The following is a 25,306-nucleotide window of genomic DNA, read 5'->3' as shown; positions in this document are numbered from 1 at the left end:
AAGATCTCGCCAACAACCTCTCCACACAGGGTTCTTGCCCGATATCGTGGTAAGGATCGACTGACCGGATCGCGGCCCAGAGAGCGAGCGCAGGGGGACCACCGTGGCGCTGAAGCACGAGCCGACCGCCCCGTACCACTCCGCCCAGGACGCCCTGCGCGTGCTGGAGACGGTGGCAGGACACTCCACCGGCGTCACCGACACCGAGCTGGCCCGCAGGACCGGCCTGGATCCCGAGCGTCTGACCGCGCTGCTGCGCATGCTGCGCCGCGAGGGGTACGTCGAGCAGATCACCGACGGCGCCTACGTCACCGGGGAGACCCTCCGGCGCCTCGGATCCGCCCATGACCGCGAGCGGGCCCTGCGCGACAAGCTCCAGCTGACCCTCGACCGGCTGCGCGACTCGGTGGGCGCCGCCGTCTACATCAGCCGGTACGTGGACGGCGAGGTCAAGGTCACCCAGTACGCCGACAGCCCGACGACGCCCGCGGTGAACGAGTGGGTGGACTTCCGCTTCTCCGCCCACGCCACGGCGGTCGGCAAGAGCCTGCTGACCCAGCTCGACCACGACGCCCGCCGCGACCACCTCTCCCGGCACAAGATGGCGCGCCTCACCTCGCGCACCATCACGAGCGACAAGCTGCTGCTCTCCCGCCTGGAGTCGCAGCCGCCGACAGTGCCCGTCCTGGACCTCCAGGAGTACGCGATCGGCACGGTGTGCGCGGCGGTCCCGATCACCGCCGGCGCCGCCGTGGGCTGCCTGGCGCTCTCGCTCCCGGTCGAGCACGCGCACCGGCTGCGCCAGGCCGCCGACGCCCTCAACCGCGAGGTGGGCCCGGTGCTGCTCTCCCTGGCGATCTAGGGCCTGGTCTGCGGGGTGGTCACGAGCACCCCGCGGACCAGGTAGTATTTTCTTCGTCGCCGACCGCGCAGAGCGGACGGCGGGAGTCATGCGCCGCTAGCTCAGTTGGTTAGAGCAGCTGACTCTTAATCAGCGGGTCCGGGGTTCGAGTCCCTGGCGGCGCACGATGACGATGGCGAGCCATGTCCGCAAAAAGCGCGGACTCGGCTCGCCATCTCTGTTATTGCGCAGCTGCGCCGCGCGCGGTGGGGGCTCCGCCACCCACACCCCCCACTGACGAGCCTCTCGTGGAAACGAGGGGCCCTTCGGCGTCCTCGGGGGTCAGTCTGCGGTACGCCCGCTCCCCCGGCGGCCGCCACCACACCGGGTCGGCGCACCGGACCCCTTCCTTCCTGAGCCCGGCCCGGTGGATCTTGTTCGTGGCCGTGACCGGCATCCGCTCCACCACCCGCACGAACCGGGGTGCCATCTTCGTCCCCAGGTCGGGCTGGGCGAGCAGGAACTCCGCGAAGGCCGAGGGGTCGAAGCTCCCGGCGATGGTGGCCATCACCTGGTCCCCGGTGACGGGGTCCGGCACCGCGTAGACCGCCACGGCGGCGGCCCCCTCGTACCGGGCGAGGATGTTCTCGATCATCGCGGCGGCCAGGTTCTCGCCGTCGACGCGGAGGCGGTCGTCGGTGCGGCCCGCGAAGTAGAGGTAGCCGTCGGTGTCGCGATAGAAGAGGTCGCCGGTCCAGTACCAGCCACCCCAGCGGCGCCGCTCGGCCTCCGCCCCGGGGTTGCGCCAGTACCCCTCGAAGGGGCTCGGCCCGCGGTTGACCAGCTCCCCTATCGCGTCGTCCCCGTTGAGCAGCCGTCCGGCGGGGTCGAAGCGGGCCGGCGGGCACTCCTCGCGGGTGCCGGGGTCGAGTACCACGAGCCCCGGGGTCGCCCGCCCCACCGCGCCGGGCGGCGTCCCCGGCGACCACTGCACGGCCGCGCCGCCCTCCGAGGAGCCGTACCCCTCCACCAGCCGCACGCCGAAGCGCCGTTCGAAGGCCGCCGCGTCGACCGTCCCCGCCTCCGTGCCGAAGCCGAGCCGCAACGGGTTGTCCCGGTCGTCCGGGCGCGGCTCGGTGGCCAGGATGTACTGGACCGCCCGGCCGACATAGGTGAAGTACGTGGCCCCGTATCGGCGTACGTCCGTCAGGAACCCGGACGCCGAGAACCGTCGGCGCAGCGCCACCCCGGCCCCGGCCACCAGCGCGGGTGCCCAGTCCGCGATCACCGCGTTGCCGTGGAACATCGGCATGCAGACGTAGTGCACGTCGTCCTGGTGGACACCGAACTGGCCGACGAGGGAGAGTCCGGCGGCGGCCAGCCGGCCCTGGGAGCAGAGGGCGGCCTTGGGGGCGCCGGTGGAGCCGGAGGTGAAGTAGAGCAGGAAGCGGTCGGCGGGCGCGGCGCGGGAGGGGTCGGGCTCGGCGTCCACGTACGGGGCGAGGAGGGCGTTGCACTCCGCGGTGCCGGTGACCAGGATCCGCACCCCGGGCAGGTCGAGCCCGTCGAGCAGCGGCAGGTGGGCGTGCTCCGTGATCAGGAGCGGGCACTCGGTGTGCAGGATGTCGCGGGCCAGCTCGGGGCCCCGGCGGGTGGGGTTGACCCCGGCGACCGCGGCCCCGGCGAGGGCGGCCGCGCCCAGCCAGAGCGGGAACTCCGGGGTGTTGTCGAGCAGCACCCCGACGTGCGGCTCGGCGCCGGGTGGCAGCAGGTCGGCGAGCAGAGCGGCGCGGGCGGCCGCACCGGCGGCCACCTCGTGGTGGGTCAGCGCCCGGTCCTCGAACCGCAGCCCCGGCCGGTGGTCGCCCCACCGCGCCGCCACCAGTTCGGCGACCGTGCGCCCCTTGGATTCCATGGGGGCGCACGGTAGTTGACGTGGCGTCAGATGTGGAGTCCCGCTACCCGCTACGGCATCAGACCGTCCGACTCCGCGAACATCACGTGGGCCATGACCATGAAGACGATGCAGAAGGAGATGAACACGCCGAAGAAGACCAGCATGCAGCCGGTGCCGGCGGCGAGCTTGCCGCGGGCCGGCGGGTGGGCGGTGGCCCGCTCGGGCTGTTCGGGCAGGTAGTGCACGGTGACGAAGTCACCCTCGATGACGGTCCCCGGTCCGTTGGACTCCTCGAACCGAACCGTGCGTCCCTCGCGGGTCGTGAACTCGTAGACGTGGTGCAGCGTGGTGCTCACGGACGAGTCGCCACCGCCGCCGCTGGTCGTCGTGTACGACCGCAGACAGCGCGCCTCGGCCGTCAGGCCGTGGCTCCACGCCCGGCTGATCTGCCGGGAGCGGCCGATGATACGGACGGCGGCGAAGGACACACCGGCGATCATGATGAGGGGTATGACGTAGAACAGCGCTTCCATGAGGTTCCCCCGAGGTCAGTGAGCCGACGCGAATGACCGGCGTGGCGGGAACCTACCCCGTCCGCGACGGGGCCTGACTCAAGGGAAGCTCAGAGTTGCGGAGTCGTCACCGCGGGACCCACGCGCGCCGGAACGGGAACAGGGCGCCCCGGCGCGCGCGGAGCTCGTCCGGTTCGGGGTCAGAACGTGACGTCGGAGCAGGCGTAGAACGCGTTGCCCGTGTCGGCGATCGTCCAGACCGCGAGGATGACGTGGTGACCGCTCAGGCCGGACGGCAGGGTGCCGCTGTGGCTGAGCGTGGCCGGCGGACGCTGGCCGTTGTAGGGGACGGTCAGGAACGGGGTCGTGTTGAGGTCCGAGCGGGCCAGGGCGTGGTTCTGGTTCCAGCCCTGCTTGGTGACGTAGTACTTGAAGTCGGTCGTGGCGTGCATGGCGGTGAACTGCCAGCGGAAGGTGTAGCTCTGGCCGCCCGTCACCCGGGTCGTCGGCCAGGCCGCGCCGGACGGGGTCTTCGGCGAGCTGAGCTGGGCGAACCGGCTCAGGCCGCCGTTGCAGAGCTGGCCGTCGGCCGGACCGCCCGCCGGAAAGCCCTTCGGGCCCTCGACGCTCTGCGGCTCCCACTGGATGTCGCCGCAGTTGGTCACCGTGCCGTTCTGGCAGAGCTTCTGCCTGCTGATGGGGAGATCGGTGTAGCCGTGGCCGCTGGCGCCGCCCGTGGAGAGCACGAAGGCTCCGACGGTGGCCATGCCCACCACGGCGGCGGACACCTTGGTCTTTGTGCGCATGCTGCCGCTCCTGGAGAACGTGGGGGAAGTTCAGTGAGCCGTGCAGGTCTAGACCAAGTGCCAGATTATTGCCGTTAGTTGAACGTGTCCATACCAATCAGGGGGCCGTTCGAGGCGCGTTCAAGGCGTCGCCTCCGTGCGCCCGGCGCAGAAGGCCACCGTCAGGTCCCGGACCAGCACCTTGCGCTCGTAGTCGTCGAGTTCGACCAGCCCGCGCATGGTCAGCCGGGTCACCGTGTCCTCCACCGAGTCCACGACCGAGGTGAGCATGCTCGCCCGCTGCTGCGCGTCCAGCGCGGCGATCCGGCGGCGGTGCATGGCGGAGGCGACCTCGGGGGCGTACTCCGTCCGCAGCGGCTGCACCGAGAACACCTCCAGACCGACGGGCGCCGCATCGGCCGCCACCCGCCGGGTCAGCGCCTCCACCGCCGCCTCCATGACGCCGGTCGGCCTGCCCGGCATCTCCACCGGCACCCGGGTCAGCGCCGCCTCGACGCACTCGCGCAGATACCGCTCGTGGTCCTCGACCCCGAGCACGGCGCGCGCCGTGTCCCGCACCCGCCACACCACCAGCACCACCACCCGCAGCGCGACCCCGTTGCCGTCGGCCGCGGGCATCGGCTCACTGCGCCAGTGCCGCAGCCGTACGTCGACCCGGCGGCGGCGCAACAGCGGGTTGACCCACAGCAGTCCGGTGCGGCGCACCGTCCCCCGGTAGCGGCCGAAGGCACCGAGCACCGCGGCCCGCCCGGTCGTGCCCCGGGACAGCCCGCCGAAGCCGAGCAGGCCGAGCGCCCCGGCTCCCGCGTAGGCCGCCCACTGGGCCGGGCCGAGACCCGCGCCGGCCCAGACCGGGAGCCGCAGCGCCTCCGCGGCGAGCTGCGGCAGCACACCCGCCCACCACGACGTGGCCAGGCAGCCGGCCACCCCGACGGTCCCGGCGAACAGCCCCGCCGCCCCCGGCAGCACCCGCGCCGGGGACTCCGCCAGGTCGGGGTCGACCGCCGGCACCGGCCGCGCCTTCACCAGGGCCGGGCGCCTGAGGCGCGGCTGCTCGCCGGTGCCCTGCCTGCGGCCCACCACGGCGGGCTTCAGCGGCACCGGCGACGGGTCGGGGTCGTCGCGGAACAACAGATGGACGGGGATCTCGGTGGTCACCTCGTTCTGGATCAGCCGGGCGGGCCGGGGCGGCCCCTCGGCGGGCCCCTCCGACTCGGGCGTCTGGGAAGTGGTCGTGCTCACGCGTGCCTCCAGCCTCCGCGCCAGATGCGTCATGACTATTTGTGTGAGTGTGCGATGAGATGAGTGGAGGAGTGGGCGAGCGACATGGCGAGTGCGGCCGGGTGAGTGAGCCGCGAGGGCGAGTCGGGCGGTCGGCGGCCGTCCGGGGGCCGCGCCCCTTCACGCCTGCGCCCCTTCACGCCTTCGCGGCCAGGCGGCTACGCAAAGAGCCGGCGCCAGGTCTCCGGACCCGGGTAGCCGTCCGCCGCGCCGCCCCGCCAGCCCTGGTCGCGCTGGAACGCCTCCACCGCCCGGCGGTCCGAGTCGCCCCAGCTCGATCCGGGCCCGGTGGTGTAGTAGCGGCCGTAGCCCTTCTTGACGAGCTGCTTGCCCAGCTGGGTGACGTACGGGTTGTCCGCGCCCGGGCGGAAGAGGTTCCGGCCGGGATAGCCGGGCACACCGTGCGAGGCGGGTGAGGTGGGTGAGGCGGCCGTGCCGGTCTTCCCCGGCGTTCCGTCGGTCCCGGCCGCGGCCGGGGGTGCGGTGCCGGTGGTTCCGGACGTGCCCGCGCCGGGGATGTCCTTGCCCTTCCCGGTCGCCAGCAGTTCCCAGGTGCCCGGGCCGGGCAGGCCGTCCGCGTTGGCGCCGGTCCAGCCCTGGGCCCGCTGGAAGGCCTGGGTCGCCAGCCGGTCCGCGTCCGACCAGCGCGATCCGGGGCCCCGGGTGTAGTACGACTGGGCACCCCGGCCGACCAGCATCCGGCCGAGCAGGGTGACGTACTTGTTGTCGGCTCCGGGACCGAAGTACGTCGCTCCCGGATACGCCTCCTTCGTGGTCACCTTGGCCGCTTCCGCGCCCGCCGCGTCGGGCGCCAGCCCCTTGTAGCGGTAGGGGACGTACTTGTCGGAGTTGCTCCAGTAGGCGTACGGCGTGGCCAGGCGGCGGGTGTGCGGGGGCGTCTGCTCGTAGGCGGTGTAGTAGGTGTGCGTGTAGTCCGTCCAGCCACCGAAGATCACCACGTGGGAGCCCTTCTCGGGGTTGTCGGGATTGTGGAAGAGCAGGATGTCGCCCGGCTGGAGGTCGTCCTTCTTGATCTTCACCCCGAACTGGTCGAGGCTCCCCGTCCATTCGTTGCTCTGCAGCGCCCAGGCCATCGAGACATAGCCCGAGCAGTCCTGCCGGTAGCCGTCGCTCCAGTAGGAGTCCATGCTGTACGGCACCTGGGCGGCCACCCAGGTCTTGGCCCGGTTGATGATCTCCGTCCGGGTGGTCGTGGGCGCCTTGCCCGGGGTGCCGGGCTCGACCGGCTTTCCGGCCGGGCCGTGCAGCGGGGCCTTGGTGCCCTGCGGGGTGTCGGGCTCGCCGTCCGTGGGATCGCCGGGCCGGTGGGGGGCATGGGAAGCGGTGAGGGCGACGGCCGGGCCGCCCGCGCCGAGGGCGGCGGACGCGGCGGCGGCCACGACCAGGGCCCCGCGCGCGGCCGGATGACCGCCGAACCGGCCGGGCAGGGTCGGCGGGCCCACCCGCCGCCAGTGAACGCAACCCGGGCAGTCGCAGTCGCTCGCGGGATCGAATTCCTCGAATACCGGCGACGTCATGCGATTCCCCTCACACTCCGGGTGGAAATGTCCGCGATTGTGCACGTTGATCAGTTTCCCAACTGTGATCCCGGTGCGCATGCTGACGATCCGAATGATGTACGGACGTACCGCATACGGCCTCCGGCCATCCGGAGGTGGTCCGGAGCACTCCTGGAGGTCGGGTACAGTTCTCGTTGTCAGCAGGCGCCGCTAGCTCAGTTGGTTAGAGCAGCTGACTCTTAATCAGCGGGTCCGGGGTTCGAGTCCCTGGCGGCGCACCGACCGGAAGGCCCCTCGCGAACAGCGGGGGGCCTTCCGCATGGGCGGGCATCTTTCGTATGGCCGGAACCGGGACCTCCCCCCGATTGGCCGGATACCCTCTGGCCATGGCAGCCCGAGACCTTCAAGAGCGGATCAAGAAGCTCATCGTCGACCGGCGGCTGCCCTCCGGGGCCCCGCTGCCGACCGAGCCCGAACTGATGGGGTTCCTCGGCGCCAGCCGGAACTCGGTACGGGAGGCACTGAAGGCGCTCCAGGCGATGGGCATCGTGGAGATACGGCACGGTTTCGGCACCTACGTCGGCCCCATGTCCCTCGCACCCATGGTCGAGGGCCTGGCCTTCCGCACGGTGGCCGGGCACTACCGGGGCGAGGACTCCCTGCTCCAGCTGCTCGAACTGCGCGAGGCGGTGGAGAGCGGGCTGGTGTCGCGGCTGGCCGGGCGGCTCCCCGAGGCCGATCTCATTGAACTGGAAGCGCTCGTCGTCCGTATGGAACAGGAGGCCGCGCGCGGAGCCGGCCTCGCCGAGACCGACCGAGCGTTTCACGCCACCCTCTACCGGGGGCTGGACAACGTGTTGCTGAGTGAGGTGCTGGAGGCGTTCTGGGACGCCTTCCACCGGGTTCAGCGGGATCTGGTGGACGTACCGCAGGATCCGCGGGTCACCTGCCGCCAGCACCGGGAAATCCTGGACGCCGTCCGGTCCGGCGACTCCATACGCGCGGAGGAGGCCATAAGAGACCACTTCGGCAACATCCGTGCCCGCCTGTCAACGACCGACACGGCGGATCCACAGGACCCTCACACACGTCACAATGAACGCGTATGACCGGTAAACACCGCGTTTCGCATCTTGCGATCATGCTGAACACCGTAGAACCCTGGTTGTTCAAGCTGCGGCGTATACGCGGCACTTGGGGGGCAAGTAAGCGGTTGCCGGATTTGTGGGGTGAGGGGCCCCGCTCATGAATGGATGCCGAGGGGGGCATCATGCAACCGGAAGGTCGCGGTCCCATGTCTATAGGGTGTGGAGGACCTGTGGCCCACCATTGACGCCCTGCGCCGGTCGAGGGGGACCTGAGCAGGCGATGGAACCGACAGACACGCGGTGACCTGCGTGTGGGGGGATGACTCATGACGTCGACGCCGAAGGGCGCCCGGCGGGAATTCGACCCGTCACAAACGACCCAACTACGGGTACCTTCGCACCGGACGGGCGCGTTCCGCCGGATCAAGAAGACGCTGCCGAGATACGACTACGAGCACTACAGCAGGTTGGCCGGCCCCCTCACCCAACCCGACCCGCACCAGCCGTACAAGGTGCAGTACCGCTCGCTGCTCTCGCAGGAGCCGCACCGGATACGAGCCGCGCTCATGCTGGGCGCGGCCCCGCTGCTTTCCCTGGTCCTGCTGGCCTGGCTGCTGCAGCCCGAGCACTGGACCGAACGCGACTACCCGGCCTACGACTTCCTGCCGGCCCTCGACATCGTCATGCTGGTCTCGATCGGCCTGATCGAGTTCTTCCGCTGCATGAACGTACTGTCGAACGCGCACGCCACCCTGGTCGCCCGCGACCCGGTCCCGGTCGTGCCCGAGACCGGCACCCGCGTCGCCTTCCTCACCTCCTTCGTGCCCGGCAAGGAGCCGCTGGAGATGGTGACGAAGACCCTGGAGGCGGCCGTGAAGCTGCGTCACCGGGGCCTGCTGCACGTCTGGTTGCTCGACGAGGGCGACGACCCGGCGGTCAAGGAGGTGTGCGCCCGCCTGGGCGTGCACCACTTCACCCGCAAGGGCATCGCCAAGTGGAACCAGCCCAAGGGCCCGCACCGCGCCAAGACCAAGCACGGCAACTACAACGCCTGGCTGGAGGCGCACGGCGACGAGTACGACTTCTTCGCCTCGGTCGACACCGACCATGTGCCGCTGCCCAACTACCTGGAGCGGATGCTCGGTTACTTCCGCGACCCGGACGTCGGCTTCGTCATCGGCCCGCAGGTGTACGGCAACTACGACACCTTCGTCACCAAGGCCGCCGAGTCGCAGCAGTTCCTCTTCCACGCGCTGATCCAGCGGGCCGGCAACCGCTACGGCGCCCCGATGTTCGTGGGCACCTCCAACGCCGTGCGCATCAGGGCGATCAAGCAGATCGGCGGCCTGTACGACTCGATCACCGAGGACATGGCCACCGGCTTCGAGATGCACCGGGCCAAGAACCCGGCGACGGGCAGGAAGTGGCGGTCCGTCTACACGCCGGACGTGCTCGCCGTCGGTGAGGGCCCGAACGCCTGGACGGACTTCTTCACCCAGCAGATGCGCTGGTCGCGCGGAACGTACGAGACGATCCTCAAGCAGTACTGGAAGGGCTTCTTCTCGCTGCCGCCCGGCAAGCTCTTCAACTACACGATGATGATCATCTTCTATCCGATGTCCGCCCTCAACTGGATCCTGGCGGCGCTGAGTTGCGCGCTGTTCCTGGGCCTGGGCGCCTCGGGTGTGAACATCGACCCGACCGTGTGGCTGATGCTCTACGGCAACGCCTCCGCCCTCCAGATCGGCCTGTACATCTGGAACCGCCGCCACAACGTCTCGCCGCACGAGCCGGAGGGCTCCGGCGGTGTCGCGGGCATGGTGATGTCGGCGCTGTCCGCGCCGATCTACGCCCGCTCCCTGATGGACGCGGTGCTGCGCCGCAAGAGCAAGTTCGTGGTGACGCCCAAGGGCGACTCGGCCAGCCCCGACACGCTGTTCGGGACCTTCCGGATCCACTGGTTCTTCATCGTGGTCTTCGGCGGCTCGCTCGTCGCCGGCTTCGTGTTCGGGCACTCCCACCCCGCGATGATCACCTGGGGTGTCTTCGCCATGCTGATCACCGCCACGCCGATCTTCGCGTGGCGGTACACGCTGCGGCAGGAGAAGAAGAGGCCCGCCCCGGCTCCGGCGGTGGCCGAACCGCAGGACGCGGTGCCGCCACCGGCACCGGCACCGGCGCCGTACGCCGGACACGCTCCGCAGCAGCGGCCCACCTGGGCCGCCTCGAACGGAGGCAACGACCAGACCATGCAGATCGCGCTCGGTGGACTTGGGGGACGTAAGGAATGAACGACAGTGCCGGTCGCCGCCGCGCCCGTCGACTCGCGATAGGCACGGCGGTGGTACTCGCGCTGGCCGGGATGAACGGGCCGTGGCTCTATCGCTTCGGGACCGAGAAATACCACGAGTACCAGATCAACAAGCCCGAGTACAAAGCCTCGAACGGCCACTTCGACATCGTCCAGTTCCCCGAGGAGTACCGCCAGGACACCATCCACGCGGCGCTCCTGCACACCGGCAAGGTGCTGCTGATCGCGGGTTCGGGCAACAACCAGGACAACTTCGACGCGAAGAAGTTCGACACCCGTATCTGGGACCCGGTCAAGGGCACCATCAAGAAGGTGCCGACGCCCGCCGACCTGTTCTGCACCGGCCACACCCAACTGGCCAACGGCAACCTGCTGATCGCGGGCGGGACCCGGCGGTACGAGAAGCTCAAGGGCGACGTCACCAAGGCCGGCGGCCTGATGGTGGTGCACAACGAGAACCCGGACAAGCCGATCACGCTGCCCGCGGGGACCAAGTTCACCGGCAAGGAGAACGGCAAGACCTTCGTGTCGAAGGACCCGGTCCTGGTGCCGCGCGCGAAGAAGGTCTTCGACCCGAAGACCGGCGCGTTCCTGCGCAACGACCCGGGTCTCGGCCGTGTCTACGTCGAGGCGAAGCAGAGCGGCTCCAAGTACGAGACCGGCACCCAGGACAACTACCGGGTGCAGGGCCTGACCGGAGCCGACGCGCGCAACACGTACGGCATCGCGCAGAAGCTCGCCCTCGACAAGAAGGACTTCCAAGGCATCAGGGACGCCTACGAGTTCGACCCGGTCGCCGAGAAGTACATCAAGGTCGACCCGATGAACGAGGCCCGCTGGTACCCGACGCTCACCACCCTGAGCGACGGCAAGATCCTCAGCGTCTCCGGCCTCGACGACATCGGCCAGCTGGTCCCGGGCAAGAACGAGATCTTCGACCCGAAGACCAAGAAGTGGACGTACACGCCGAAGATCCGGCAGTTCCCGACCTACCCGGCGCTGTTCCTGATGCAGAACGGGAAGATCTTCTACTCCGGGTCCAACGCGGGCTACGGTCCCGACAACGTGGGCCGCGTCCCCGGCGTCTGGGACGTGGGCACCAACAAGTTCACCAAGCTGCCGGGGCTGAGCGACTCCAATGAGATGGAGACGTCGGGCACGGTGCTGCTGCCTCCGGCGCAGGACGAGAAGTACATGGTGATCGGTGGTGGCGGGGTCGGCGAGTCCAAGCTGTCCAGCAACAAGACCCGGCTGATCGACCTGAAGGCGTCGAACCCTACGTTCAAGGACGGGCCGACGCTGGAGAAGGGCACCCGCTATCCGCAGTCCTCGATCCTGCCGGACGACACCGTGCTGGTGTCGGGCGGCTCGGAGGACTACCGCGGGCGCGGCGACTCCAACATCCTTCAGGCGCGGCTCTACCACCCGGACAGCAACAGCTTCACGCGGGTGGCCGATCCGCTGGTGGGCCGGAACTACCACTCCGGGTCGATCCTGCTGCCCGACGGGCGGATCATGTTCTTCGGCTCCGACTCGCTGTACGCGGACAAGGCCGACACCAAGCCGGGCAAGTTCGAGCAGCGGATCGAGATCTACACGCCGCCGTATCTGTACCGGGACTCACGGCCGTCGCTGTCGGGGGGTCCGCAGACGATCGCCCGCGGCGCTTCGGGGACGTTCACCTCGCGGCACGCTTCGACGATCAAGAAGGTGCGGCTGATCCGGCCGAGCGCGTCCACGCATGTGACGGACGTGGATCAGCGGTCGATCGCGCTGGACTTCAAGACGTCCGGGGACAAGATCACGGTGACCGTGCCCAAGGGGCGGAACCTGGTGCAGTCCGGGTGGTACATGCTGTTCGTGGACGACGATCAGGGGACGCCGTCGAAGGCGCAGTGGGTCAAGGTTCCCTAGTCGCGGTGCACTTGGGGGCGCCCTCCGGCCGGGAGGACGCCCCCTTGGGTCAACTGACCGCTATTTGCTGGCTTTCGCGAGCTTGAGTGCGTACGACGGCCACCAGGCTCCCGCCTTCGGGCCTCCCTTGCACTGGCCGTCGGACTCCCCCGGCCGCTTGACCCACAGATATGCGTCCACCAGCGGGTCCGCCGTCTTCGTCGTCGGGTCCTCGCCCAGTGCCCGGCCCGGCGGGTTGCACCAGCGCTCGTTCGGGTCGCCTTCCGTGTAGGGGCCGTTGCCGTTGCGGCTGGTGTCGATGACGAAGTGCTTGTTGCCGACCTTCGCGGAGAGTTGCTTGCCGTAGGCCAGCGAGTCCTGGGTGGAGTAGAAGTTGGACACGTTGACGGCGAAGCCGTCGGCCTGGTCGATGCCGGCCCGCTGCAGGGGCTGGAAGATCTGGTCGGGGTGGCCCCAGCCGGCGTTACCGGCGTCCAGGTACACCTTCGTGTTCTTCAGGGACTTCAGCTTGGCGACGGCACCCTTGAGGAGGTCGTAGCGCTCCTCGTGGAACTCGCCCGGGGTGCAGCCGTCCACCAGGTGCAGCAGGGCGTCGGGTTCGAGGACGACCGTGGCCGCGCGGTCGCCGATGCCCTGGGCCACGCCGTCGATCCAGGCGCGGTAGGCGTTGCCGTCGGCCGCGCCGCCCTGCGAGTACTGGCCGCAGTCGCGGTGCGGGATGTTGTAGAGGACGAGCAGCGCCGTGCGGTCGGCCTTCTCGGCGGCCTCGGTGAAGCCCTGGGCCTCCTGCTCGGGGTTCTCCGGGCCGATCCATTCCCCGGTCGGCTGCTCGGCGATCTTTCTGATCTGCTCGGAGTCGTCCTTCTTGCCGTCCTTGGCGTAGGTGGCGACCTGCTGGGCCGCGTTCCCGTCCGGGTTCACCCAGAACGGGTCGGCCCCCTTGGGCTGTTGGGCGATCTTCGCGCCCTGGCCGGCGTCGTCCCCTCCGTCACCGGAGGAACATCCCGCGATCAGCAGTGCCGCCCCCAGCACCACTGCGGCCCCCCTGCTGCCGTACATCCAACTCCCCCTTGGGTGCACCGTTCCAAGGGTCAATCGTGACATACCCGCCGCGCCGGTCACGAGAGCGCCCGTGCCTTGTCGGAGAGCTGTTACAGCCCGGCCCGCCGGGGTAGGTGCGCGCCTGGACAGGGGGTCCGGCGCAGGGGAAGGGGCGGGGGCATGCAGCACACCACCCGGGAGGTCCGGCTGGCGGCGGCACTGGTGGAGGCGGCCGACACTCTCACCGACGGCTTCGACACCGCGCACTACTTACAACGCCTGTGCGACCACTGCGTGGAGCTGCTGCCCGCGCGGGCGGCCGGGGTGATGCTGATCGACGGCGGCCGGGCGGTGTCGCTGGCCGGCAGCAGCCGCCGGCAGGACGTCGCCCTGGACCTGCTGGCGGCCCAGCACGACGGCGGGCCCTGCCCGGACAGCTACGGCTCCGGCAGACCGGTGCCGCCGGTGTCGATCCGGGCGGCCCACGAGGAAGCCCGCTGGCCGCGCTTCACCGAGCGGGCGCTGGCCCATGACATCGCGACGACGTTCGCGGTGCCGTTGCGCCGCCGCGAGACACTGCTCGGCGCGCTCAACGTGTTCGTGCCCGCCGGCGCCGGCCCGGACGACGCCGGGCTGCGGCTGGCCCAGACACTGGCCGACGCCGCCGCACTCGGCCTGCACAACCAGCGGGCGTACGCGCAGTACCGCACCCTGGCCGGGCAGTTGCAGGAGGCGCTGACCAGCAGGGTGCGCGTCGAACAGGCCAAGGGCATGCTCGCCGAGCGCTGGCAGGTGCCCGCCGACGAGGCCTTCGTCGCCCTGCGCCGGTTCGCGCGGCGGCGCCGGCTGCCGGTGGACCGGGTCGCCCGGGACGTCCTGGCGGGCACGCCGGACACGCGGGAGTTGCGCGGGCCGTCCGGCGAATCCGCGTAGCGTCACGGGTCACCTGCGGGGATGACGCAGAGCCACCGGGCAGGGACTTCACGTCGTCTTCCCCTAGGCCGCGGGCGCCCATCCGTTCTACAGTCGTTGCCACGGCCCCAGCCCCCGGCCGGATGTGCACCCACCGAGGTTTCCGAGCCTCCCGCGTCGGTCGCCGGGTTACTCCCGCAGCCCGAGCGCGCGCGGTCGAGGACCGGCCCGGTCGGCGGCCGCGGGGGGAGCCGGTCGTCGGCCGGGCCAGGTGGTGCCCCGAAGGGCCCGGCTACAGGCCCGTACCCGTGAGATACGCCGACACGACCACGTTGGCGGTGTAACTGTGGCTGGTTCGGTCGAAGGTGCCGCCGCAGGTGATCAGGCGGAGCTCGGCGCGGTCCGACTGGCGGGAACCGTAGGCCTGTTGGGCGTCGAAGCCGGCGCGGGGCAGGACCCGCACGTCGTCCACGGTGAACTCGGCGACCTTGCCGTCGTCACGGATCACGCGGACCGTCTCGCCGGGCCGCATCGTGCTGATCTTGTAGAAGACGGCGGGCCGGGTCTCGGTGTCCACGTGCCCCACCATCACGGCGGTGCCCACCGCGCCGGGCTTCACGCCGCCCGCGTACCAGCCCACCGTGCCCGCCTGGTCGAAGGGCGGCGGATCGACCGCGCCCTGCGCGTCGAGGCCGCGGCCGACGACGGGCGCCTGCACGCCCAGTTCGGGTATGTCGATGCGCTGCGGCAGCGCGCCTGTCAGCGGCTTCACCGCGGGTGGCAGGTCCGCCTCGGCGGGCCGCCCCACCGCCGCCACGTCGCCGGTGGTGGGGCCGCCGGATATGCCCATCGGCACGTCGGTGACCTCGCGGCCCCACAGCCACAGCCCGAACAGCAGCGCCGCCCAGGCCACCACGGTCATCAGCCGGCCGGTGCCGGCGGGACGATCGGGGTCGGACATCGCGGGCGCGCCTCAGTCCGCGCCGCGGCTCCGGCGGGCGCTGCGCAGCCCGACGGTGACCGCGGCGAGGCCCGCGAGGACGAGACCGATGACCGCGTGGGCGGTCCCGGGCAGGGGCACCTGGGCGTCCGCGGAGGCGAAGTGCGCGGTGCCGCCGCCGCCCGCCGGGACCGGGGCGACGGGCGAGGCGGGAGAGTCGGGCGAGGTGGCCGACTGCCCGGCCGTGGACACCGTGATCGTGCCGGTCAGCCGCGTGGCACCACAGGTGATCGTCACGTCGTGCGGGCCCGCCGCGGCCGAGGTGCGGACCCGGCTCTCGCCGGTGAGCGTGCCGCCCGAGCCGGAGAGGGTGAGGTCGCCCGCGAAGGCGTCGGAGACCGCGGTGGCCGTCCGCGCGTCGCAGCCGCCGACCCGCAGCGCGACGGTACCGCCGGGGGCGGGGGACGACGGGGTCACCGAGACATCGGCACCGTCCGCCGCGTGGGCCGCCGGGGTGAGCGCGACGGCGGCCAGGAGTCCTGTACAGAGAGTGAGGCGAACTGAGCCCATCGTGAAACCTCCAGACAACTGGAGGCTCCCCCGCGAGCCGGGGCCCCGCATCCTCGACGGGGCCCCTACTGCTCCATCCGGGTCAGAATCGGTTTCAGACGCGGTCGACGAGGTCCGCGATCGAGTCCACGACGTGGGAGGGCCGGAACGGGTAGCGGTCGATGTCGTCGGGCTGGGTGACGCCGGTCAGCACCAGGAAGGTCCGCATCCCGGCCTCCAGGCCCGCGAGGACGTCGGTGTCCATCCGGTCGCCGATCATCGCGGAGGTCTCCGAGTGCGCGCCGATCGCGTTGAGCCCGGCCCGCATCATCAGCGGGTTGGGCTTGCCGACGAAGTACGGCTTCTTGCCGGTCGCGGCGGTGATCAGGGCGGCGACCGAGCCGGTGGCGGGCAGGTCGCCCTCGGTGGAGGGGCCGACGTTGTCGGGGTTGGTGGCGATGAACCGGGCGCCGTCGTTGATCAGGCGCACGGCCTTGGTCAGGGCCTCGAAGGAGTAGGTGCGGGTCTCGCCGAGGATCACGAAGTCCGGCTCGTGGTCGGTGAGGATGTAGCCGACGTCGTGCAGGGCGGTGGTCAGGCCCGCCTCGCCGATGACGTACGCGGAGCCGCCGGGCCGCTGGTCGTCCAGGAACTGGGCGGTGGCGAGCGCGGAGGTCCAGATGTTCTCCTCCGGCACGTCCAGGCCCATGCGGCGCAGGCGGGCCTGGAGGTCGCGCGGGGTGTAGATGGAGTTGTTGGTGAGCACCAGGAACGGCCGGCCGGACTCACGCAGCTTCTTCAGGAAGGCGTCGGCACCGGGGATCGGTATCCCCTCATGGATCAGGACACCGTCCATGTCGGTGAGCCACGACTCGATGGGCTTGCGGTCTGCCATGTGCTGCGTCTCCTGGCGTACGTACGGTCATGAGCTGGGGCGCCGGAACCACGCCGTGCCGACGCCCCAGCCTAATCACGACTGCGCGATACGAACCCCGTCGATCACCCAGTACCAGTTGTTGCCGCCGGTGTAGCGGAAACGGACGCGGACCGTGGTGGCTCCGGCGGGGATCTGGAGGGTGACGTTCTCGGTCCGGGAGGGGACGTCGGCGGTGTAGGTGCGCACGGAGACGGGGGCGGCGCCGTCGTAGGAGACGAGGACCTCGCCCTTCTGCGGGGACTCCTGCCGGTAGTACGTGAGGGTGGCGGTGCGGCCGCCGGTGACCGGGGCGGTGGTGTGCTGTCGACGGCCGGACAACCCCCACCAGGGGCGCGGGGCTGTCCTTGATGTGCGGCTACCGCCGCGCGGGCGCGACCAGCCACGACGGCGCGGCACGTACGTACGGCGGCGCGGAAGGTTGGGCGGCTGAACCCCCGGAGGGCTCAGCTGCCGGTGGCGGACTTCCAGTCCTCGACGTACGTCGTGAGGTTCTTGTCGATGTCGTTCCAGTCCGGCGCGAAGATGTCCACGCCGTCCATCAGCTTGGTCAGGGCGATGGCGTTGGCGTCGACGGCCTTGACGTCCGTACGGGCGCTGAAGCCGCCGCCGATCTCGCTGACCTGCTTCTGGGCCTTCTGGCTGAGCATGTAGTCGAGGAGCTTCTTGCCGTTCTCGCTGTGCGGGGCACCGGTGACCAGGCCGCCCGCGTAGGGCAGCGCGAACGTGGTGGGCTTGCCGCCCTCCTTCGCCGGGAACCAGATGCCGAGGCCCGGCATGTCCTTGGACTGGGCGTAGTTCATCTGCACATCGCCGTTGGCGACGAGCAGTTCGCCCTTGTCGACCTTGGGGGCGAGCTTGCCGGTGGAGGCGGACGGGCCGACGTTGTTGGCCTGGAGCTTCTTCAGGTAGGCGAGGGCCGCGTCCTTGCCGCCGAAGTCGTTCATCGCCTTGATCAGGACGGCCGTGCCGTCACCGGCGACACCCGGGGTGGAGTACTGGAGCTTGTTCTTGTACTTGCCGTCCAGCAGCTCCTCCCAGGTCTTCGGCGCCTGCTTCAGCTCCTTCTTGTTGTAGACGAAGCCGAAGTAGTTGTTGACGACCGAGGTCCAGGTGCCGTCGACGGCCTTGTCGGCGCCGCTGACCAGCTCGGCGTCCTTCGGCTCGTACTTCTGGAGCAGGCCCTTGCTGTCGGCCTGCTGGATGAACGGCGGGAGGGTGACCAGCACGTCGGCCTGCGGGTTGTTCTTCTCGCGGAGGGCGCGCTGCACCATCTCGCCGGAGCCGCCCTCGACGTACTTGACCTTGATCCCGGTGTCCTTCTGGAAGTCCTTGAAGACCTGGTCGTACCAGCCGTCGCCGTTCTCGCCCTTGAGGCCGTCGGCGCTGTAGACGGTGACGACCTTGTCGTCGGAGGCGGCCGAGGAGCCGCCGCAGGCGGACAGCAGCGGGGTGGCCACGAGGGAGACGGCGATGGCGAGCTTGAGGGTGTTTCTGGGCATGGCGGGATGAACTCCTTGCGGCGAAAGGGGTTTCGAGGCGGGGCGCTTACGGGGTCAGCGGTACGAAGCCTTGGTGCGGACGCGGGAGACGGCGAACAGGGCGATCAGGGTCGCCGCCATCAGGACCACGGCGACGGCGGAGCCGATGAACAGGGCGCCGCGGTCGGTGGCCGCGTAGATCAGGACCGGAAGCGGGGTCCAGTCGGGCGGATAGAGCATCATCGTGGCGCTCAGCTCGCCCATGGAGAGGGCGAAGCAGAGGCCGGCGGCGGCGGTGAGCGAGGGCAGCAGGAGCGGCAGCCGCACCCGCCACAGGACGTACGCGGGCGGGGCGCCGAGGGAGGCGGCGGCCTGCTCGTAGGCCGGGTCGAGGCGGACGAGCGCCGCCGACACGGACTGGTAGGCGAAGGCGGTCACCAGGACCGTGTGGGCGAGGATCACGATCCAGCGGGTGCCGTTGAGCAGGATCGGCGGCTGGGAGAAGGCCACCAGGACCGACAGTCCGACCACCACCGAGGGGACGGCGACCGGCAGCACGAACAGGGCGTCGAGGATCCGGCGGTGGCGCTTCTTCAGGGCCGCCGCGGCGAGCGCGGCCCAGGTTCCGACGGCCAGCGCGAACAGGCTCGCGGTGACGGCGGTGACCAGGCTGGTGGTCAAAGCCTGGAGGGCCTCGCCGCGGGTGGCGGCGCGGTAGTTGGCCGTCGTCAGGCCCGAGGGCAGGACGCCGGACCAGTGGGTGGCGAAGGATGCGCCGAGGACGACGAGGAGGGGAAGGGCGAACAGGGGCAGGAACAGGAGGAGGAACACCGCCCAGACGGCCCACTTGGCCTTGCGGTTATGCACCAGCACGACGGCTCACCACCCGGTAGAGGCCGTACAGCCCCACGGAGATCAGGACGTTGACGACGGCGACCACACAGGCGCCCGGGTAGTCGGACTCCAGAATCGCCTTGCTGTAGACGAGCATCGGCAGGGTCGTGACCCCTTTCGCGCCGGTGAAGAGCACGATCCCGAACTCGTTGAGGCACAGCACCAGGACGAGACTTCCGCCGGCCGCGAGCGCGGGCAGCGCCTCCGGCAGGATCACCTGCCGGATGATGCGGGGCGCGCGGGCGCCGAGCGAACTCGCCGCCTCCAACTGCGCGGTGTCCAGCTGCGAGAACGCGGCGAGCAGCGGCCGCATCACGAACGGCGTGAAGTAGGTGACCTCCGCCAGCAGCACTCCCCAGGGCGTGGTGAGGAACTGGAAGGAACCGATGATGCCGGTGGTGCCGTAGATGAACAGCAGCGCCAGCGTGATGAGGAAGGACGGGAAGGACAGGTACACGTCGATGAACCGCGCCACCGCCTTCGCCCCGGGAAACGGCACGAACGCGATGACCAGGGCCAGCAGGAAACCGAGCACCAGACATCCAGCGGTGGAGGCCAGGGCCAGCCAGACGGTGGTCCACAGCGCATGCCGGAACGCTTCGGAGGCGAAGACGTCGGCGTACGGCTGGAAGGAGGTACCGCCGGTGTCGGGCTGGAAGGACTGCTGGACGACCAGAGCGAGGGGGTAGAGGAAGAAGAGGGCGAGGGCGGCTATTGGAGGAAGGGCCCACAGCAGCGCCCCAAAGGGGCGCGGGGAACTGCGCGACCAGCCCCGGACGGCCCGCGCGTTCTGTACAGCCTCAGCCATGGCTCACTCCAGCGGGCAGCAACACCGCATCGTCGGGCGCGAAGTGCAACCTCACCGTGTCCCCGTGAGCAGGCGGGTGCTTGAGTTCACGCAGATCTGCCATGACGCTGTGCCCGTCGACCTCCACGTACAGCCGATGGGTGGCTCCCCGCCACTGGATCTCCCTTACGGTGCCCATGAGTTGATTGGGGCCATCCCCCAGCCCCACAAGATGTGGCCGTACACACAGCGTGGCCCGCGCCCCCGCGACCACCTCCGTCGTGTCGACCTTCAGCTCGGTCCCCGCGAAGGAGACACCTCCGGCCCCGACGGTCACCGGCAACAGATTCGCCCCGCCCACAAAGGAAGCCGTGAACTCACTCTTCGGCGCCCGATACAGCTCGCGAGGAGTCCCGCACTGCTGAAGCCGCGCCGCGTCCATCACCGCGATCCGGTCGGCCAGCGTCAACGCCTCGACCTGGTCATGGGTGACGTACAGGATGGACACGTCGGGCAACTCACGGTGCAGCCGGGCAAGTTCGGCCAGCATCCCCGACCGCAGCTGCGCGTCCAGCGCGGACAGCGGCTCGTCCAGCAGCAGCACGTCCGGCCGGATGGCCAGCGCGCGGGCGATGGCCACGCGCTGCTGCTGGCCGCCGGACAGCTCCCGCGGGAACCGGCGGGCGTAGGCCCCCATGCCGGTCATCTCCAGCGCCTCGGCGACCCGCCGGCGGATCTCGGACTTGGCGGTCCTGCGGGCCTTGAGCCCGAAGGCCACGTTGTCCTCGACCCGCATGTGCGGGAAGAGCGCGTACTGCTGGACGACCATCCCGATGCCGCGCCGGTGCGGCGGCAGGTCCGTCACGTCCCGGTCGCCGAGGAACACCCGGCCCGAGGAGGGCCGTACGAACCCGGCGACCGCCCGCAGCGCGGTGGTCTTGCCGGAACCGGACGGTCCGAGCAGGGCCATCACCTCGCCGGGCTCGACGGTGAGGTCGAGGGAGTCGAGGACGACGTTGCCGTCGTAGGCGACCGTGACGGAGTCGAAGCGGATGCCCATCAGCCGCCTCCGTTGAGGAGGGCGGGCAGGTCGGCGACCGAGTCGAGCACGTGGGTGGCGCCGGCGGCACGAAACTCCGTGTCCCCGTGGGCTCCGGTGCGCACCCCGGCGACGAGGCCCGCCCCGGCGCGTACGCCGGTCAGCACGTCGTAGGACGTGTCGCCGACGACGGCGACCTGCCGTACGTCGTCCGCCGCCTGCGTCTGGAGGAACGCCTCCAGCACCATGTCGGGGAAGGGGCGGCCACGCCCGCCGGCGTCGGCCGGGCACAGGGTCAGCGGAACGAGGTCCCGCCAGCCGAGCGCGTCGAGGATCGCGTCCTGGGTGACACGGGCGAATCCGGTGGTCAGGACGACGGTACGGCCGCCGGCGGCGAGTTCCTCGATGGCCCCGCGGGCACCGGGGATCGGGGCGACGAGACCGCCGTCGACGAGGCCGCCGTACGCCTTCTCGAAGGCGGAGTTGGCGCGCCGGGCGAGGTCCTCGTCCCCGAACAGGTGCCGGAAGACGGAGATCTTGGACTCGCCCATGGTGGCGCGGACGTAGTCCAGCTTCTCGGCGTGGTCGGCCGATCCGGCCCGGACGCCGAGTTCGGCGGCGGCCGCCTCGAAGGCGCGCTCGACCAGGCCGCCGTCGGCGACGGTGGTGCCGGCCATGTCGAGGACGGCGAGCCGGATGTCGCGGGGGTCGCGGGTGTCGTGGAGGTCGCGGGTGTCGCGCATGTCCGTGGTCAACTTCCTCACCAGCCCAGTTCGTTCGCGGTGGTCTCGGCTATCGCGGGCGAGCAGGTCATGCCGCGCCCACCGGGCCCGGTGACCAGCCACACCCCGTCGCTCACCTGCTGGCGGTGCACCACCCGGCTGGTGTCGGTGCACTGCGCGTACACGCCGGCCCAGCGGCGGCGGATCTTCGGCAGCGGGCGGCCGAGGAGGGACTCGACGACCTCGGTGAGGTGGTCGTAGGGGTCCTCGACGGTGTCGAAGGCGAACGGGTGCTCGTACTCGTGGGTGTCGCCGATGGTCAGGCCGCCGTCGGCGCGCTGCACCATGAGCAGCTGCATCTTGTGCTCGGCGGCGGTCCGCGGCTGCGGCTGCCGTGCGTTGAGCTCGTCCAGGGCCGGGGAGCCGTACGCCGGGTAGTAGCGGAAGCTGTCCGCGTCCGCGACGGAGGTGGTGAGCGGCTCGCCCAGCGGGTCGGTCTGCATCATCTGCAGCCGCACGCGGCGCACGGGCAGGTCGGGTCCGGCCAGTTCGCGCACCAGACCGCCGAGCCAGGCGCCGGTGCACAGCACGACCGCGTCGGCGTGGTGCACGTCGCCGTGGTCGTCGCGGACGGCGCCGGCGCCGACCACCTCGCGCACCTCACGGCCGGGCAGGAAGGTGTAGTTCGGGGACTTCAGCAGCTCTTCGCGCAGGGCGAGCTGCGCGGTGCGCGGCTCGACGGCGGCGTCGCGCTCGCAGTACAGGGCGGCGGTGAAGTCGCCGCGCAGCGCCGGGTTGAGGGCGCGGGCCTCGCCGGGGGTCAGCAGCTTGTAACCACGGGCGGCGGCGTCCGCACGTGCCACGGCGGCCTCGGCGACGGCGAGTTCGAGGGGGCCGCGCACGGGGGTCAGGGATCCGTTGGCACGGAACCCGAGGCCGGGCACGCACCCGCCGATCCCCTCCCAGAGCTCCCGGGCCCGAAGCGCGGTGTCGAGCTCTTCCCCGCCCGCGCGTCCACTGACCCAGATCTGCCCGAAGTTGCGCAGCGAGGCGCCGCGCGCCTCCGCTTCCCGCTCGATCTGCACGACCTGATGGCCGCGTTCCACTGCTTGCCAGGCGTGCATGGTGCCCACCACGCCTGCTCCCACGACTGTCACTCTCACGACGGCAACGCTCCTCGGGATCGGGGAACCGGAAAGGTCCGGATGCCAACGAGAGCGTGAACGACCCATCACGTTTGGGCTAGACCCGTTATCTTTTCGTGATATTCGGAGAGGGTGTCGTGCGAGTCGTTCTCAGCCGGTGAGGTGGGCGGGGTCAGCCCGTGAGGTGTGCGGTGAAGGAGAAGCGGTCGCCCCGGTACAGGCTTCGCACCCGCTCCAGCGGCTGTCCCTCGGTGTCCCGGGAGACGCGGTGGATCAGCAGCATCGGCAGGGCGGGCGGGGTGCCGATCAGGAGGGCCTCGCGCGGGGTGGCGAGCACGGTCTCGATGCGCTCGTCGGCGTCGCCGAAGGTGATGCCCTGGTCCCGGAGGTAGGCGTAGAAGGAGGAGTCGGGCTCGAACTCGCTGTCGAGGCGCGGGACGCGGGAGGCGGCGACGTACGTGCTCTCCAGGCCGACCCGCTCCTCGTCGGCGAGCAGCACACGCTCCAGGTGCCAGACGGGCTCGCCGCGGGTGAGGCCGGTCTCGGCCGCGAGAGCCTCCGGGCAGGGGAAGCGGTCGAGGCTGACGAGCGTACGGCCGGGGGTGCGCCCCTGGCGCCGGACGCCTTCCGTGTAGCTGGCCAGCGAGAGCGGCTGCTCCAGCTTGGGCCCGGCGACCACGGTCCCCCGCCCCTGCCGCCGGAGCCGCCCCTCCAGCACCAGCTCGCGCACGGCCTGCCGCACGGTCTCGCGGGCGACGTCGTAGCGCTCGGACAGATCGCGTTCCGTCGGGATGAGGCCGCCCTCCCCCAGTTCCTCCACCAATGCGGCGATCCGCGCCTTCACCGCGTAGTACTTGGGGATGCGCCCGTGCTCGGGGATGCCGGAGCGGACGGGGGCGCCGGGGGCCTGGTCGTTCGGGTAGTCCACGCAGGGATCGTCCCAGACGGGGTGATCGTCGCCGCCGCGGACCCCGTCCCGGTGACCCCCTCACCGGCGCCGGCGCACCGCCAGGGCGGCGCCGCCGAGGGCGAGCAGACCGCAGGTGAGGGCGAGGGCGCCGTGCCCCAGCCCGAGTCCGGTACGGGCGAGCTCCCAGGCACGGTGGGGCCCGTCGCCGTGCTCACGCCCGCCGCCGTCCTCACCGCGGTCGTCACCGTCCCGGCCGCCGTCGCCCCAGCCGCCACCGCTGTCGCCGTCGCCGTCGGCCTCTTCGACGGACGGGCCGGTGGGGGCGGCGTCCGGGTCGGAGGAGGCGGACGGGTCGGAGCTGTTGCCGTCGGTCGGGGTGCCGCGGGGCGCGTCGGTCGGGTTGCCGGTCGCGGTGCCGGACGGGGCATCGCTCGGGGCGTCGGTCGTGTCCGAGCCCGTACCGGAGTCGGAGCCGGAGTCTGAGTCACCGGAGCCGGTGGAGTCGGGCACGGGCTCGGTGCCGATCGCGAACGGGTAGGCGTTCGACTCCCCGACCCAGTCCCCGTCCTCCTGATGACGCTGTACGACGGCGGCGTTGGCGGTGACCTGGTCGGGTACGGCGTCGGAGGTGACCGCGAGCCGGACCTTGACGGTGAGCGTCTTGCCGGGCGCCACGCTGAAGCCGCCGAAGCCGTTCCCGTCGAAGGCGCCGACCAGCTCGGCCTCGTCGGTGGTCTCGAAGGTGACGGGGCGGACCCGCGAACCGTCGTAGAACTCCAGCTTGGCCTGCGCGGGTTTGAGGGACCGCTTGCCGTCGACCAGGACGACGACGGGGTGGACGCCGGCGCAGGTGCGGCCGGTGGTGTTGGTGAGGTCGAGGTACCAGGTGCCGTAGCCGCCGCCGGCCTCGTACGCGGTCGGCCCGCCGTGGATCCGGGTGGTGAGCGGAAAGGACCGACCGTCCGAACCGGCGCAGCTGGGATCACCGGCCGCCGCGTTCGCGGAGGACACGGGGACGAGCAGGGCGGCTGCGGTCAGGCAGGGGGATAAAAGCGTGCACAGTCGCATAAACACATGACCATCCCGGCCATACGCACAGACCGAGCACCACCACTCCGCACACCCCCTCGAACGGAGCCCACGAATTACCTCCGGCGGCCCACGCGCGAGGGGCGGCGGCCGTATGACTTGACCCCGACCGCTCAGCCGGTACGGCACGACCCGCATCACGCGGCCCCGAGCACTCAACCGGGGCTGGGCAGCCGACGCGGCTCGGCCGTCAGCGCCCTGACGATGCCACTCGGCCGTTCCACCGAACTCGAACCGCTCGACCCTCAGCGCTTAGCCAGTGCCGCCCAGCCGGACCCGCTCGACCGGTCCACCTCAACCGGTGCCACCCGGCCCGCACCACCCAGCCGGACGTGGCGGGCGCGAACGCCATATCGCTGGGCCCCGGCCACTCAGCCGGTACGGCACGACCCACACCACTCGGCCCCGAGCACTCAACCGGGGCTGGGCAGCCGACGCGGCTCGGCCGTCAGCGCCCTGACGATGCCACTCGGCCGTTCCACCGAACTCGAACCGCTCGACCCTCAGCGCTCAGCCAGCGCCGCCCAGCCGGACCCGCTCGACCGGTCCACCTCAACCGGTGCCACTCGGCCCGCACCACCCAGCCGGACGTGGCGGGCGCGAACGCCATATCGCTGGGCCCCGGCCACTCAGCCGGTACGGCACGGCCCGCATCACGCGGCACCGAGCGCTCAAGCGGGGCTGCGCAGTCGG

Annotated in this window: 23 protein-coding genes and 2 tRNA genes; 7 read left to right on the top strand and 18 right to left on the bottom strand. The window is 70.9% G+C overall.

Going from position 1 to position 25,306, the window contains the following annotated elements; translation table 11 throughout:
• The first annotated feature begins 103 nt into the window (after nucleotides 1–103).
• Together IPZ69_RS37070 and IPZ69_RS37065 are read left to right on the top strand one after the other, a co-directional pair.
• Entirely contained in the window at nucleotides 104–862 is a 759-nt protein-coding gene (locus IPZ69_RS37070) for an IclR family transcriptional regulator (protein ID WP_235459105.1), read from the top strand.
• Nucleotides 863–952: 90 nt separating this feature from the next.
• Nucleotides 953–1,026, top strand: a tRNA-Lys gene (locus IPZ69_RS37065).
• A gap of 56 nt (nucleotides 1,027–1,082) precedes the next feature.
• On the opposite strand, the gene IPZ69_RS37060 is transcribed toward IPZ69_RS37065, so the two are convergent.
• From IPZ69_RS37060 to IPZ69_RS37040, 5 genes are all read right to left on the bottom strand, one after another.
• On the bottom strand, nucleotides 1,083–2,756 hold the full coding sequence (locus IPZ69_RS37060; protein WP_235459104.1) for an AMP-binding protein: 1,674 nt from the start codon (nucleotides 2,754–2,756) through the stop codon (nucleotides 1,083–1,085).
• A 50-nt stretch (nucleotides 2,757–2,806) separates the two neighbouring features.
• Nucleotides 2,807–3,271, bottom strand: a complete 465-nt coding sequence (locus tag IPZ69_RS37055) for a DUF3592 domain-containing protein (protein WP_235459103.1) — start codon at nucleotides 3,269–3,271, stop codon at nucleotides 2,807–2,809.
• 179 nt (nucleotides 3,272–3,450) lie between these two features.
• Complete coding sequence (locus tag IPZ69_RS37050) at nucleotides 3,451–4,056, bottom strand: lytic polysaccharide monooxygenase auxiliary activity family 9 protein (protein ID WP_235459102.1); 606 nt, start codon at nucleotides 4,054–4,056, stop codon at nucleotides 3,451–3,453.
• A gap of 120 nt (nucleotides 4,057–4,176) precedes the next feature.
• Entirely contained in the window at nucleotides 4,177–5,298 is a 1,122-nt protein-coding gene (locus IPZ69_RS37045; RefSeq protein WP_235459101.1) for an SPFH domain-containing protein, read from the bottom strand.
• Nucleotides 5,299–5,495: 197 nt separating this feature from the next.
• Nucleotides 5,496–6,875, bottom strand: a complete 1,380-nt coding sequence (locus IPZ69_RS37040) for a peptidoglycan-binding protein (RefSeq protein WP_235459100.1) — start codon at nucleotides 6,873–6,875, stop codon at nucleotides 5,496–5,498.
• 186 nt (nucleotides 6,876–7,061) lie between these two features.
• Between IPZ69_RS37040 and IPZ69_RS37035 the strand changes: the two genes are divergently transcribed.
• From IPZ69_RS37035 to IPZ69_RS37020, 4 genes are all read left to right on the top strand, one after another.
• Nucleotides 7,062–7,135 (top strand) — tRNA-Lys (locus tag IPZ69_RS37035).
• Between the two features lie 108 nt (nucleotides 7,136–7,243).
• Nucleotides 7,244–7,966 carry a FadR/GntR family transcriptional regulator gene (locus IPZ69_RS37030; RefSeq protein WP_235459099.1) on the top strand — a complete coding sequence of 241 codons (723 nt, stop codon included), beginning with the start codon at nucleotides 7,244–7,246 and terminating at the stop codon, nucleotides 7,964–7,966.
• A gap of 305 nt (nucleotides 7,967–8,271) precedes the next feature.
• Nucleotides 8,272–10,236: a glycosyltransferase family 2 protein gene (locus IPZ69_RS37025; RefSeq protein ID WP_235459098.1), complete on the top strand. Its 1,965-nt coding sequence runs from the start codon at nucleotides 8,272–8,274 to the stop codon at nucleotides 10,234–10,236.
• Complete coding sequence (locus tag IPZ69_RS37020; protein WP_235459097.1) at nucleotides 10,233–12,170, top strand: kelch motif-containing protein; 1,938 nt, start codon at nucleotides 10,233–10,235, stop codon at nucleotides 12,168–12,170. Before IPZ69_RS37025 ends, IPZ69_RS37020 begins: the two co-directional genes overlap by 4 nt.
• A 60-nt stretch (nucleotides 12,171–12,230) precedes the next feature.
• On the opposite strand, the gene IPZ69_RS37015 is transcribed toward IPZ69_RS37020, so the two are convergent.
• Nucleotides 12,231–13,229: a glycoside hydrolase family 6 protein gene (locus IPZ69_RS37015; RefSeq protein WP_235459096.1), complete on the bottom strand. Its 999-nt coding sequence runs from the start codon at nucleotides 13,227–13,229 to the stop codon at nucleotides 12,231–12,233.
• Between the two features lie 162 nt (nucleotides 13,230–13,391).
• Here IPZ69_RS37015 and IPZ69_RS37010 point away from each other — a divergent pair, with 162 nt between their 5' ends.
• The gene (locus IPZ69_RS37010; protein ID WP_235459095.1) at nucleotides 13,392–14,144 is read left to right on the top strand and encodes a GAF and ANTAR domain-containing protein; all 753 of its coding nucleotides are present in this window, start codon (nucleotides 13,392–13,394) and stop codon (nucleotides 14,142–14,144) included.
• Nucleotides 14,145–14,415: 271 nt separating this feature from the next.
• Here IPZ69_RS37010 and IPZ69_RS37005 read toward each other — a convergent pair whose 3' ends face one another.
• From IPZ69_RS37005 to IPZ69_RS47570, 12 genes are all read right to left on the bottom strand, one after another.
• Complete coding sequence (locus IPZ69_RS37005; protein WP_235459094.1) at nucleotides 14,416–15,084, bottom strand: class F sortase; 669 nt, start codon at nucleotides 15,082–15,084, stop codon at nucleotides 14,416–14,418.
• Nucleotides 15,085–15,096: 12 nt separating this feature from the next.
• Nucleotides 15,097–15,633, bottom strand: a complete 537-nt coding sequence (locus IPZ69_RS37000; protein ID WP_235459093.1) for a hypothetical protein — start codon at nucleotides 15,631–15,633, stop codon at nucleotides 15,097–15,099.
• A gap of 94 nt (nucleotides 15,634–15,727) precedes the next feature.
• Nucleotides 15,728–16,507 carry an HAD-IIA family hydrolase gene (locus tag IPZ69_RS36995; RefSeq protein WP_235459092.1) on the bottom strand — a complete coding sequence of 260 codons (780 nt, stop codon included), beginning with the start codon at nucleotides 16,505–16,507 and terminating at the stop codon, nucleotides 15,728–15,730.
• A 75-nt stretch (nucleotides 16,508–16,582) separates the two neighbouring features.
• The gene (locus tag IPZ69_RS36990; RefSeq protein WP_235459091.1) at nucleotides 16,583–16,867 is read right to left on the bottom strand and encodes a hypothetical protein; all 285 of its coding nucleotides are present in this window, start codon (nucleotides 16,865–16,867) and stop codon (nucleotides 16,583–16,585) included.
• A gap of 125 nt (nucleotides 16,868–16,992) precedes the next feature.
• Nucleotides 16,993–18,048, bottom strand: coding sequence for a 2-aminoethylphosphonate ABC transporter substrate-binding protein (locus IPZ69_RS36985; RefSeq protein WP_235459090.1), 1,056 nt, complete (start codon nucleotides 18,046–18,048; stop codon nucleotides 16,993–16,995).
• Nucleotides 18,049–18,102: 54 nt separating this feature from the next.
• On the bottom strand, nucleotides 18,103–18,900 hold the full coding sequence (locus IPZ69_RS36980) for an ABC transporter permease (protein WP_235459089.1): 798 nt from the start codon (nucleotides 18,898–18,900) through the stop codon (nucleotides 18,103–18,105).
• Nucleotides 18,887–19,729 (bottom strand): 2-aminoethylphosphonate ABC transporter permease subunit, encoded by an 843-nt coding sequence (locus IPZ69_RS36975; RefSeq protein ID WP_235459088.1) that lies wholly within the window; start codon nucleotides 19,727–19,729, stop codon nucleotides 18,887–18,889. Before IPZ69_RS36975 ends, IPZ69_RS36980 begins: the two co-directional genes overlap by 14 nt.
• The gene (locus IPZ69_RS36970) at nucleotides 19,722–20,768 is read right to left on the bottom strand and encodes an ABC transporter ATP-binding protein (protein ID WP_235459087.1); all 1,047 of its coding nucleotides are present in this window, start codon (nucleotides 20,766–20,768) and stop codon (nucleotides 19,722–19,724) included. Before IPZ69_RS36970 ends, IPZ69_RS36975 begins: the two co-directional genes overlap by 8 nt.
• A complete protein-coding gene (locus tag IPZ69_RS36965) occupies nucleotides 20,768–21,490 on the bottom strand; it encodes an HAD family hydrolase (RefSeq protein ID WP_235459086.1) in 723 nt (240 codons plus the stop codon). Before IPZ69_RS36965 ends, IPZ69_RS36970 begins: the two co-directional genes overlap by 1 nt.
• 17 nt (nucleotides 21,491–21,507) lie before the next feature.
• Nucleotides 21,508–22,632 (bottom strand): TIGR03364 family FAD-dependent oxidoreductase, encoded by a 1,125-nt coding sequence (locus IPZ69_RS36960; protein ID WP_235459085.1) that lies wholly within the window; start codon nucleotides 22,630–22,632, stop codon nucleotides 21,508–21,510.
• A 154-nt stretch (nucleotides 22,633–22,786) separates the two neighbouring features.
• Nucleotides 22,787–23,542, bottom strand: a complete 756-nt coding sequence (locus tag IPZ69_RS36955) for a GntR family transcriptional regulator (protein ID WP_235459084.1) — start codon at nucleotides 23,540–23,542, stop codon at nucleotides 22,787–22,789.
• 60 nt (nucleotides 23,543–23,602) lie between these two features.
• The gene (locus tag IPZ69_RS47570; protein ID WP_308407580.1) at nucleotides 23,603–24,592 is read right to left on the bottom strand and encodes a hypothetical protein; all 990 of its coding nucleotides are present in this window, start codon (nucleotides 24,590–24,592) and stop codon (nucleotides 23,603–23,605) included.
• Nucleotides 24,593–25,306: the final 714 nt, after the last annotated feature.

Origin of the sequence: Streptomyces olivochromogenes (assembly GCF_021538895.1) — a bacterium.
Classification (GTDB): Bacteria; Actinomycetota; Actinomycetes; order Streptomycetales; family Streptomycetaceae; genus Streptomyces; species Streptomyces olivochromogenes_A.
Note: the sequence above shows the minus strand (reverse complement) of the source record. Positions and strands in the feature narration are given on the sequence as shown.